Origin of the sequence: Pseudomonas uvaldensis (assembly GCF_021271205.1) — a bacterium.
Lineage (GTDB): Bacteria > Pseudomonadota > Gammaproteobacteria > Pseudomonadales > Pseudomonadaceae > Aquipseudomonas > Aquipseudomonas uvaldensis.
Genome location: NZ_JAIWKS010000001.1, coordinates 171,143 through 181,003, shown reverse-complemented (window position 1 = coordinate 181,003; position 9,861 = coordinate 171,143). Strand labels below are relative to the sequence as shown.

Annotated in this window: 10 protein-coding genes; 3 read left to right on the top strand and 7 right to left on the bottom strand. The window is 53.2% G+C overall.

Features of this window, described 5'->3' with window-relative positions; genetic code table 11:
• Nucleotides 1-64: 64 nt before the first annotated feature.
• The 3 genes from LCU97_RS00935 to dusA form a co-directional block, all read right to left on the bottom strand.
• The gene (locus tag LCU97_RS00935) at nt 65-2,053 is read right to left on the bottom strand and encodes a UvrD-helicase domain-containing protein (protein WP_232775357.1); all 1,989 of its coding nucleotides are present in this window, start codon (nt 2,051-2,053) and stop codon (nt 65-67) included.
• Nucleotides 2,050-3,786 (bottom strand): DEAD/DEAH box helicase, encoded by a 1,737-nt coding sequence (locus LCU97_RS00930; RefSeq protein WP_232775356.1) that lies wholly within the window; start codon nt 3,784-3,786, stop codon nt 2,050-2,052. Before LCU97_RS00930 ends, LCU97_RS00935 begins: the two co-directional genes overlap by 4 nt.
• A 162-nt stretch (nt 3,787-3,948) precedes the next feature.
• Nucleotides 3,949-4,968 carry a tRNA dihydrouridine(20/20a) synthase DusA gene (dusA, locus tag LCU97_RS00925; RefSeq protein ID WP_232775355.1) on the bottom strand — a complete coding sequence of 340 codons (1,020 nt, stop codon included), beginning with the start codon at nt 4,966-4,968 and terminating at the stop codon, nt 3,949-3,951.
• A gap of 102 nt (nt 4,969-5,070) precedes the next feature.
• Here dusA and LCU97_RS00920 point away from each other — a divergent pair, with 102 nt between their 5' ends.
• From LCU97_RS00920 to LCU97_RS00910, 3 genes are all read left to right on the top strand, one after another.
• The gene (locus tag LCU97_RS00920; protein ID WP_232775354.1) at nt 5,071-6,174 is read left to right on the top strand and encodes a tyrosine-type recombinase/integrase; all 1,104 of its coding nucleotides are present in this window, start codon (nt 5,071-5,073) and stop codon (nt 6,172-6,174) included.
• Between the two features lie 63 nt (nt 6,175-6,237).
• Entirely contained in the window at nt 6,238-7,155 is a 918-nt protein-coding gene (locus tag LCU97_RS00915; RefSeq protein ID WP_232775353.1) for an endonuclease/exonuclease/phosphatase family protein, read from the top strand.
• Nucleotide 7,156: 1 nt separating this feature from the next.
• Nucleotides 7,157-8,014 (top strand): hypothetical protein, encoded by an 858-nt coding sequence (locus LCU97_RS00910; RefSeq protein WP_232775352.1) that lies wholly within the window; start codon nt 7,157-7,159, stop codon nt 8,012-8,014.
• Nucleotides 8,015-8,107: 93 nt separating this feature from the next.
• Here LCU97_RS00910 and LCU97_RS00905 read toward each other — a convergent pair whose 3' ends face one another.
• The 4 genes from LCU97_RS00905 to LCU97_RS00890 form a co-directional block, all read right to left on the bottom strand.
• Nucleotides 8,108-8,377: a pyocin activator PrtN family protein gene (locus LCU97_RS00905; RefSeq protein WP_232775351.1), complete on the bottom strand. Its 270-nt coding sequence runs from the start codon at nt 8,375-8,377 to the stop codon at nt 8,108-8,110.
• 286 nt (nt 8,378-8,663) lie between these two features.
• On the bottom strand, nt 8,664-9,206 hold the full coding sequence (locus tag LCU97_RS00900) for a phosphohydrolase (RefSeq protein ID WP_232775350.1): 543 nt from the start codon (nt 9,204-9,206) through the stop codon (nt 8,664-8,666).
• Nucleotides 9,203-9,424: a hypothetical protein gene (locus LCU97_RS00895; RefSeq protein ID WP_232775349.1), complete on the bottom strand. Its 222-nt coding sequence runs from the start codon at nt 9,422-9,424 to the stop codon at nt 9,203-9,205. Before LCU97_RS00895 ends, LCU97_RS00900 begins: the two co-directional genes overlap by 4 nt.
• The gene (locus LCU97_RS00890; RefSeq protein ID WP_232775348.1) at nt 9,421-9,837 is read right to left on the bottom strand and encodes a hypothetical protein; all 417 of its coding nucleotides are present in this window, start codon (nt 9,835-9,837) and stop codon (nt 9,421-9,423) included. Before LCU97_RS00890 ends, LCU97_RS00895 begins: the two co-directional genes overlap by 4 nt.
• Between the last annotated feature and the right edge of the window lie 24 nt (nt 9,838-9,861).

Sequence of the window (9,861 nt, the reverse complement as noted above, 5' to 3'; positions counted from 1 at the left end):
CGGGGCAAGTACCGGTAGATACGATGCCAAAACCGTCCTCAGGTTCAACACGATTGCCTGACGGTCATGCTTGTTGTGTGTTCAGGAACAGGCTGGCGATGCTTGTTGGCAGCCGCGTCGTAGAGATCAGGATCAATCGCTGACCCGCTCTTGTCATTGCCATATAAAGTTTGCGTGAGTTCTGTTCGCGCTCCTGGGCAGACAGCAAGCCCGCCTGGGCCGTCTCTTTCATGAGTTTCTCCAGGCCCAACAGCAACACCACGCTGGCTTCAAGCCCGGTAGCGGTGTCCAGAGTGGAAACACGCAGGTTATCGGCGTCCACATGGACAGCCTCCATGCTGTTCAGATCCCAGACTTTACGCCGGCCGAATCGATCGCTCAGCGCTTTGAACAGCAGCTTCTTATTGGTGTCCCGGCCATATAGAACAAGCATGTTCGAAAGATTGATCTGCTCAGTTTGCAAGTACTCCGTTATTTCGTTACAGGCCTGTATAACCGCATCCTGGGGGGTGTCTGATTGGATCAATAGCGGGGCGATGCCTTCATCCATGCCATTAAAGTCTGGCTGCAGATAATCGTCCGGGTCGGTTTGAGTAAATTCGGCCAGGACAAGACCTGCTGCCCGCAATAGCGCCTGGGTAGTTCGATAGGAATGATGAAGCTTCTTGGTTTTACCCGCCACATCCAGGCCTACACGCTTCCAACTGAGTCGGCTTTTCAAAAAGCCCTGATTGGGGTCGGCACATAAAAACAGGCTGCCCTCGGAGTCGAGCAAGGTGCTTTTGACCAGTTGGAACCAGGTCGGCGCGAAGAACTGAGCTTCGTCTATGAGGATGTGCTGATATTTATCGAGTTTGTCGAGCTTCGTCAGACACAAATCCCGGGACAATGAGCTCCATAGGCGAGAGCCTTGCTTGCGCAGCGCATCAGTGACCTGCGTGTAGAGCGCCCACACTTGTACCCGTTCTTCCTTGCGCAAGGCAAACCCTTGACCGGCGCGTTCGGCATCCAGATAACCTTGCTCGTCGCAAATCAGCGACTCATTGATGAAATCGAACTCGTCCAGCAGTTGCTCATCTGCGGACTTCAAGTTCGGAAAAAACGTTCGATAATGGGCAATTTGGCTGGTTACCGTTTTGGGGAATGCCATCTCTGGTTGCGGTTCGAAATGGTTCACCCATTGCTGCCGTATCCAGGCCAGCGCGGTCATGATGGTCAGGTTGCGTGGCAAACCCTCCGGACTCGCCTTTTTCAGGCGGTGCTTGAGGTCTTTGACCACTGGCACATTGTGGATCAGCATCAATATCTTCTGATCTGGAAATTTCTTCGCCAGGATCAACGCCCGGTTAGCGGCAATCAGCGTCTTGCCGCTTCCCGCAACGCCGTTGACCAGCCGCACCGAGAAGTCATTCAAGGTCTGCGTTTGCTCCTCAGGCAGTTCCAGATCCAACTTACTGGCCCATTCTTGTTGAGTGTCCAGGAAATAACGTGTGGTCTTCGCTGAGTTATCTCGCAAGCGATGCCGGCGAGTTGTGCAGATCCCGGCTATTTCGGCTTCTGGAAAGTAATGTCCCATGAGCGTATCGCTGGCATCGTGGCTCAGCGAGCCGAATAACTTGGCCAGTTGTTCATGGCCGCACTCCAGAAAAGTGCTTTTGGACATGAGCCGCGGGCCGCCTGACCTTGAGTAGTGCTCCCACAGGCGTTTGGTCTGTTCGGGCGTGCAGTTCCACATGATGATCAGTTTGCCGATTCGTTGCCCGGTCGGCATCTCGTTGGGCTCGGTCGCTTCGAGGCGTGAAACCAGCTCTGCAAAAGACTGCTGTTCGGTAGTAGCGAACAGTTGATCGGGGTCCAGTGCTTCAAAAGAGATTTCACACAACACAATGGCCAGCCATTGATGTTGCGCATGCTGGAGGAAGAGGTCGGGTGCCCAGGCTTCGCGAGCGAGGCATTGGCGTACCACGTGGCTATCGTCCAGTTTGCGCAACGTACGTTTTACGTGAACATATGCGCCAGTGCTGCGCTGCCATTCAGGGATAAAAAGAGTCATAGAGGCAGCGCCACCTTGCGGCATCGACCAATCAGATCCAAATACTCATCGGCCCACCGCTGCGTGATGCTGTTACTGCATTCAATTCCCTGAGCCAGCTCGGGCCCGATAATGATCAGTTTGGTCATGGCCCGGGTGATGGACACGTTCAGGCGCTCAGGCTGGAAAAAAAACTCTGCGACAGCACCCAGGAACGCCTCGTCGCCGGTGGCCAATGATACGATGATCAGTTCGCGTTCCTGTCCCTGCATGCGTTCAACGGTATCGGCGACAATGGTACGGGCGAGTTCGCGTCCGAAATGACGCGTCAACAACGTTCGAATCGCTCGGCCCTGAGCCCGGTAAGGTGTGACAATACCAATATCCGATAGCTCGACGCCCATGGCATGGGCGGTTTTGCAGAGTTCAAGTACCTGCTGGGCGTCCCGATAATTGCGGGTTTTTGCCGTTCTGTCAGTGGTGGGAATAAATACGGCACTTGCGTCTGGATCAAATACGCGATCCATCGGGGGCGCGATATCGACACAGTTGAAGCGTCGCTCTTTATTGGGGCCCGCTGCGCGTAACTTGCCTTTGTAGTAGCTGTGGCTCGGCCATTCGGTCAGCCACTGGTTCATTCGATAGGTCTCTTCCAGCATGATCGTATGGTCGGCTGTCTGCGAAGTGAGGCGGCCGAAGATCGACATCGATTCGCCAGAGAGAATCGACTGGGACAACAGCACCGGTGGCAGTTGTTTCTGGTCTCCAATGAAGATAAACCGTCTGCCTTTGCGCATGGCCATCAGCGCGAGGGGAAGGGTGATTTGACTGGCTTCGTCGAAGATCACTGTATCGAACTTGAAATGTTCGAGCTGACTGTAAGTGGCGAACGGCGTTGCGCCGATCACATAGCCGCTTCCGTCCACAGGCAGCTTTTCCCAGTCGGCGGGTGTTCTTGCCCAATCAACGTTTTTGCTTACATCCTCGGGACGGCCACCAATCTTCACTGTCGGTATCTTGCGCTCGGCAATTTTTGCCAGGGCATTGTTAATGGCCATGTGCGTGTGAGAGGTGACGAATACCCGCTCCTGACGCTCGACCAGTAGTTGGGCAATCAGAGCCAGCGCCCGAGTCTTGCCGGTGCCCGGCGGGCCTTGAATGCAAGCAATTTGCTCGGTGGCAAACGCCATGGCAACCGCCCGGACTTGAAGCTCGTTACACTTGTTTTTGATGGCGAAATCTTCGGCGTAATCCAGATCCGAGTCGTTGAAGGTGATGACTGGCGTATCGCTGAGCAGCGGGATAATCAGATTGTCGGTATCGATTGAATCGGCGATGTCTTCCAGGGCTTTTTCATAGCGAGGCGTCAGGTCCAGTGCGTCCATATCTGCATAGCAAGGTCCGCCCTGATAGTTATCCCATACCGTATTAGCCAGTTTCTCGCTCAGTAACCATCGACCTTCTTCTTCGCGTTCAAAGGTCATCCGGGCGCATAACAATCCGGTAGACGGATCACCCAGGTGCAAGCGCAGCATATCCCCTTCACGAAAGCGCGATTCGCTCTCATCCAAGTAAGCCCAGAGACAGGTGGATTTGTCGGCTTTTTCAAGGCATATGAAACCTTGGGTCAAACCCTTTTCAAGCTTCTCATGTAATGGGCGCTGCCAGGTTTGCAAGAGTTGCTGAAGGTTCGCATCGCGCTCGGCATGGACAAATTCAAAAAGCTTTTCAATAAGCGGATGCTGCCCTTGCATGGTGATATTCGTCCTTGAACGGTGATGGCACAATAGTTTTACATACTGTCGAAGCCAGGCGCGAGCAAATGGATCCAATATCTTGCGGCAGGCGATGAGCCGGGCGATTAATGCAACTGCAGTTCAGGGGATTTTCGGAACGATTCGCCTCAGATGCGCGTATTAACGGCCTTCCAGTAACTGCCCCGCCTGATCCAGCAACGCCAGCGGATCCTTGGTCTTATGAATATCCACCGACAATAGCTGCCGGAAGCGCCGTGCGCCCGGAAAACCGGTGCCCAGACCCAGTACATGGCGGGTGACGTGATGCATCGCCCCCCCGCGGGATAAGTGATTGGCGATGTAGGGTCGCAACTGCGCCAATGCCTCGGCGCGGCTGATGATCGGCGCGGTGCTGCCGAACAGCTGGCTGTCCACCTCGGCCAACAGATAAGGGTTGTGATACGCCTCGCGCCCGAGCATCACACCGTCGAAGGTCTGCAAATGCTCATGACACGCCTCCAGCGTCTTGATGCCGCCATTGAGCACAATCTCCAACTCTGGAAAGTCCGCCTTCAGTCGCGCCACCACGTCGTATCGCAAAGGCGGGATGTCGCGGTTCTCCTTCGGTGAAAGCCCCTCCAGAATTGCAATCCGGGCATGCACGGTGAAGCTCTTGCAGCCGGCGTCGCGCACCGTTGCCACGAACTCGCACAACTGCTCATAGCTGTCACGCCCATTGATCCCGATCCGATGCTTGACCGTCACCGGAATCGACACCGCATCGCGCATCGCCTTCACGCAATCGGCCACCAACCCCGGATGCCCCATCAGGCACGCGCCGATCATGTTGTTCTGCACCCGGTCGCTGGGACAGCCGACGTTGAGGTTCACTTCGTCATAGCCATGGTCCTGGGCCATGCGTGCGCAGGCCGCCAGATCGGCGGGAACGCTGCCACCCAACTGAAGCGCTAACGGGTGCTCGGATTCATGGTGACGCAAAAAACGCTCGTGGTCGCCGTTGAGCAGCGCACCGGTGGTGACCATTTCGGTGTAGAGCAGGGCGTTTTTGGACAGGATGCGTAGGAAGAAGCGACAGTGGGCGTCGGTCCAATCCATCATCGGGGCCACGCTGAAGCGACGAGACGGCCCTTTGCGAGTTGATCCAATGTTTACGGGGGCTTCACGTTTTTCTAAATTCATTGATACTGATCTTTTATACAGCGGTTTTTACCCATTTTTCCTTGTTTTTGGAAAGCGGTTGCTACATTGTAGCAATCGGTTTCGGCAATGTAGCAACTGGATATGGGCACGATCACATCACGCAAGCGCAAGGACAATTCGACGGCCTACACGGCGCAAATACGGATCAATCGGGACGGGAAGACAGTTTATCAGGAAAGCCAAACCTTCGACCGCAAGCAGATGGCTCAGGCATGGATCAAGCGGCGGGAGACGGAGCTGGCCGCGCCTGGTGCTATCGAACGTGCGAATCGGAAGGGGGTGACGATCAAGAAAATGATCGACCAGTACCTGGACGAGTACGAGAAGATCCGGCCACTGGGGAAGACCAAGAGAGCAACTTTGACGGCGATCAAAGAGACGTGGCTGGGTGAGGTCGATGATTCTGCGCTAAACAGTCAGAAGCTGGTTGAGTTTGCTCAATGGCGGATGAGCAAGGAGGGAGGACGTGTCCAGGCGCAGACAGTAGGGAATGATCTATCGCACCTAGGGGCGGTACTTTCGGTAGCTCGGCCAGCCTGGGGGTATGAAATTGATCCCCTCGCAATGGTGGACGCCCGGAAGGTGCTACGCAAACTTGGGATGGTTACCAAAAGCAGGGAGCGCAATCGTCGGCCTACCCTTGATGAGTTGGATAAACTGATGAAGCACTTCTTTGAGATGCGGACTCGGGGAAATAGCTCGATTCCCATGCCGGAAATAATCGCCTTTGCGCTCTTTTCCACACGTCGCCAGGATGAGATAACACGTATTCGCTGGGAGGACCTCGACGAATCCAGGCGAGCTGTCCTTGTACGAGACATGAAAAATCCTGGGCAGAAAATTGGTAACGATGTGTGGTGTCATCTACCAGATGAGGCGTGGGCGATCCTGCACACCATGCCCAAGGTTGAGAGAGAAATCTTCCCCTATAATGGCAAATCCGTGTCAGCATCCTTTACGCGAGCTTGCCCGTTATTGGGTATTGATGATTTGCATTTTCACGACTTGAGGCATGAAGGTGTCAGTCGGTTATTTGAAATGGATTGGGATATCCCAAGGGTGGCGAGCGTGTCGGGGCATAGGGATTGGAACTCCTTAAGGCGGTACACGCACTTGAGGGGTAGAGGTGATGCGTACGTTGAGTGGAAATGGCTACCCAAGATAAATGTCGCAATAGCCACCTGATTCACTATTCTAAGTGCTTGTTCTGGGCTGCCCGAATAGGGCATTGAGGGCGTGGGAGAGAATATGGATGTGAGCATCGCTTGGTGGAACACCGGTATGTCTCCCCCAACAACCAAAAAAAGTGTAAAGCTGAATAAAAAGGCCGCCGAGGGCTTTTTAATTGTTATAAAGCATTTGCTGGTGGATGATGGTGTTGATGTTTTAGGTTTGTGTGAAATCGACGAAACTGATATACAGCTTGTTAGGGTGTTTCTCCAAGGCCTGGGCGTTGGAAATTTTGAAGTTTGTTCGCTATATAGTTCGTCGAAAAATCGAATAAATGATTATTGCGTGGTTGTAAATAAAGATAAGATTGAATTTTTAGAGTATGAGTATGTCGCTCGCGTTGATGAAGTTAAGACTTATTATAAGGCAGGTGTAAAAATAAGGCTTTTGGTAGGGGGGGACTCGATTTTTAATGTTTACCTCTCTCACTGGCAAAGCAGAATGTCTATGCCAGCAAAGGCTCATCGGGACCAGTTGGGCGGGACGTTAAGGTCCTCCATAAATTCTGTATTTGAGAAAGATGGAGAGAAGTCTCATGTGATTTTAATGGGGGATTTTAATGATGATCCCTATGAGGATTCCATGACGCATCACTTGAAATCTACTCGTGATAAGAGTTTTATGATGGAGAATAAACGGGTATTGTATAACCCCTTTTGGAGGGAGATGGGTGCCTTGATACCGCATGTTTACGATCAAGAACAGCTTTGGAATTATCCGTCGGGGACATGCTATTTCAAGCAAAAGAAAGAGCTTACATATTGGAAGACTTTCGATCAGATATTGTTTTCATCATCGTTTTTTGGTGAGGGTAAATGGCACTTTTCAGAAAGCTCTACAAAGATTTATTCTTTGCTGGAATTTGGATGCTATTTCCAAGACTGGAGTGATGTGTCGGATCATTTGCCGATTTTTACAAAAGTATTGAGGGTTTAGTATGTCTGATTTTATTTCTGCTCTTAAGGTTGGTGTAAAGGCAGCAAAAGATCTGCATAAGCATGAGCTTGAAATTGATGAGGTTTTCAATGAGCTTGCTCGAGCTATGCGTAACGCTACAGGTGGGAAACTCACAATAATACGTTCGACATCTACCATATCAGCTGCAGCAGCAGCTATGGATACAATTCTTGGTGCTGCCCCGCGTGTCAGGACGGGGGCAGATGGCGGCGTGTATATGAGTGAAGTGTCTGGCGCGAAAAAAAGTGTGCGCGTTGCAAATTGGGTTAAGCAGGCTAAAGGATTTAATTTTTCGCTGCAGTTTGACTCTCGTGAAATAATTACACGAAGTAAGGTTGAGCTAAGTAACGCACTGACAGAGTTGCTGAGTTCTCCAGTGGTCGGTGTTGCATATCTTAGCCTAACTAATCCTTCCAGCAGTACTGGATCTGGGAGTAGCAATTCAGTATCGGTAGTGGCAAAAACGGCAGCCAAGCCAGCGGCCAAGCCGACAGCGGTGAAAGCAGTAGCCAAGCCTGCATCGAGAAAAGTGGCAGCCAAGCCAGCGGCTAAGCCGACAGCGGCGAAAGCAGTAGCCAAGCCAGCGGCTAAGCCGACAGCGGCGAAAGCAGTAGCCAAGCCAGCGGCCAAGCCGACAGCGGCGAAAGCAGTAGCCAAGCCAGCGGCCAAGCCGACAGCGGCGAAAGCAGCGGCCAAGCCAGCTGCGGCGAAACCAACCAAGCCTACTGCGTCGAAGCCAGCAGGAAAAGCATCAGCTGTAGCAAACTCAACGTCTCCCGTACCTTCAGTTGGCAGGGCTAAAGGGGCCGATGATGATTCCCTTCAGCCTACAAATTAAATTTTAGAGTAGAGTAGTTATCTCAAATAATATGAATGGTTGATTTTGGAGGGGGCGTAGGTATAGCCGGCTTTATAATAAGCCGGCAATAGTTTACTGATTCCTTCCCATCAATTTGTTTTGCTCCATAGTAGCTCTCTCCCGCTGTCTATCAATGTAATCGGCCAAGTCTTTTAGATATATACCCAATGATGCTTTTTGACTGTCGGCTCCAAGCCTTACTACTGGAATATCTATCTCGCCGGCTAACTGCTTGCGTTTGAATTTCTCGACAGTCAAGTGCATGTAGTCCATGCATACTTGATCTAATGGTATTACAGCCTTCGCATTGTACTGAGCCATGAGTAAGAATAGAGTGTTCATACACTGCTCCTTGCCACGTTGATTCTGTTTTTTACTTGAGAGGGGTGAACGTAGTTATACCCAATGACAAGCTGCGCGAGCGGGTATTTTCGAGCGTTTAGCGTTGCATCAGCGAGCGCTGCACTGCGCAGCCTTTCGTGGGGTATAAGCGCTTCGGTGGTGCTGCTGGGAGGAGCAGTAGTAATGCCTGCTGCTACGCAGCAGAGACTGTTTTTTACAGGCGCCTCGACCCTGCTAGCGCTGCGGAGCAAAGCGGCCTGGGATGGGGTGTGGGTCTTTACTTGCTTCATGCCGCTTTTCTCCGGTGTTCGATAGCGAGTTGGTCCATCAGGCGCTGGTGGTAGGTGAGCCGGGCTTCGGTGGGTGACCATGGCCGGATGCGTTCGGGCGCGGGTTCTATGCCGACAAGACAATCCCAGGTGGCCGGGTCAGGTGGCATCAGGTCGCGGCGTTCGGTAGCAAGGGCGATCAGGTCGGCTTGGGTGACGGATGCCGGCAGGTCCTGATCGAGGCTGAAGCGGGTGCAAATGCGGTCCCAGATCCAAGTCTCGACGTCCTGGTAGGCGTGCATCCACTGTTTGAGCGGCCGCACCATGTCGCCGATGTAGGCTTCGGTGGCGTCGTGGAGCAAAGCGGCGAGCTTGTGCTCGGCCGGAACCAGATCCGCAACCAAGCAGCTATGCTGGGCCACGCTGTAGAACTCGTGGGTGTGGCCGTTGAAACGGCACAAATGAGCGAGCGCGTGCGCAATGTCTCGCGGATTGATCATGGCGACGTCCGGCTCGAACAGGTCAAAGCGTTTGCCGGTATGCGTGAGGATCCAGTTCATGCTGCCTCCTTGACCAGGTCGGCAAGCAGCAAGGCGTTCTGGGTGTCCTTGTGCAACTTGCGCAGGGCGTCGCAGCCGATCAGCAGCGACAGGTGCCGGTCGAACTCTTTGCGGAATCGAGTCACTTCGCGCAGTTCGGCTGTGGCTTTGACGTGTTGCTGTTGAAGCACGCCGGCGTCTTGAGGTGAGAGGCGTAGCATCGGGCTATGACGGCTCATGCTGCGTTCTCCACTTTGACCTGATCCAGCAGAGCGGCCATGCCCAGTGCTTTCTCGCGTAGGTCGAGCGCCTGCTGTGCCTGTGCCTTCGAACTCATGGCGCGGAAGGTGTCAGAGGCCAGCCTAAGTTTCTCGGCAATCTGCATAAGCGTTTGGTGCTCTTGAGGGCCGAAGGCTTGGCTTTCTCTCAGCCGTTTCGCATGGGCTGCGAGGTGCTTGTGATCGGCGCGGATGAATTGGAGGGATGCCTCCAGTTCACGAATCGTTTTCGCATTGGCAGCTCGTTCGTCGTTCGTGCCCTCTTCGATACCTTCGACGCGGCCATCAATTAGCCCGCCTCGGTAGCCGGTCCAATAAATGAGAGCCGCGCCGACTATCAGGCCGATCAATGCGCAGATTTGAATTGCAGTCATGTGGTGTGCTCCTGGTGGTGTGGG

Coding starts and splice junctions, on each gene's coding strand:
- LCU97_RS00935 (WP_232775357.1), bottom strand. CDS start 2,053: ATGACTCTTTTTATCCCTGAATGGCAGCGCAGCACTGGCGCATATGTT.
- LCU97_RS00930 (WP_232775356.1), bottom strand. CDS start 3,786: ATGCAAGGGCAGCATCCGCTTATTGAAAAGCTTTTTGAATTTGTCCAT.
- dusA (WP_232775355.1), bottom strand. CDS start 4,968: ATGAATTTAGAAAAACGTGAAGCCCCCGTAAACATTGGATCAACTCGC.
- LCU97_RS00920 (WP_232775354.1), top strand. CDS start 5,071: ATGGGCACGATCACATCACGCAAGCGCAAGGACAATTCGACGGCCTAC.
- LCU97_RS00915 (WP_232775353.1), top strand. CDS start 6,238: ATGGATGTGAGCATCGCTTGGTGGAACACCGGTATGTCTCCCCCAACA.
- LCU97_RS00910 (WP_232775352.1), top strand. CDS start 7,157: ATGTCTGATTTTATTTCTGCTCTTAAGGTTGGTGTAAAGGCAGCAAAA.
- LCU97_RS00905 (WP_232775351.1), bottom strand. CDS start 8,377: ATGAACACTCTATTCTTACTCATGGCTCAGTACAATGCGAAGGCTGTA.
- LCU97_RS00900 (WP_232775350.1), bottom strand. CDS start 9,206: ATGAACTGGATCCTCACGCATACCGGCAAACGCTTTGACCTGTTCGAG.
- LCU97_RS00895 (WP_232775349.1), bottom strand. CDS start 9,424: ATGAGCCGTCATAGCCCGATGCTACGCCTCTCACCTCAAGACGCCGGC.
- LCU97_RS00890 (WP_232775348.1), bottom strand. CDS start 9,837: ATGACTGCAATTCAAATCTGCGCATTGATCGGCCTGATAGTCGGCGCG.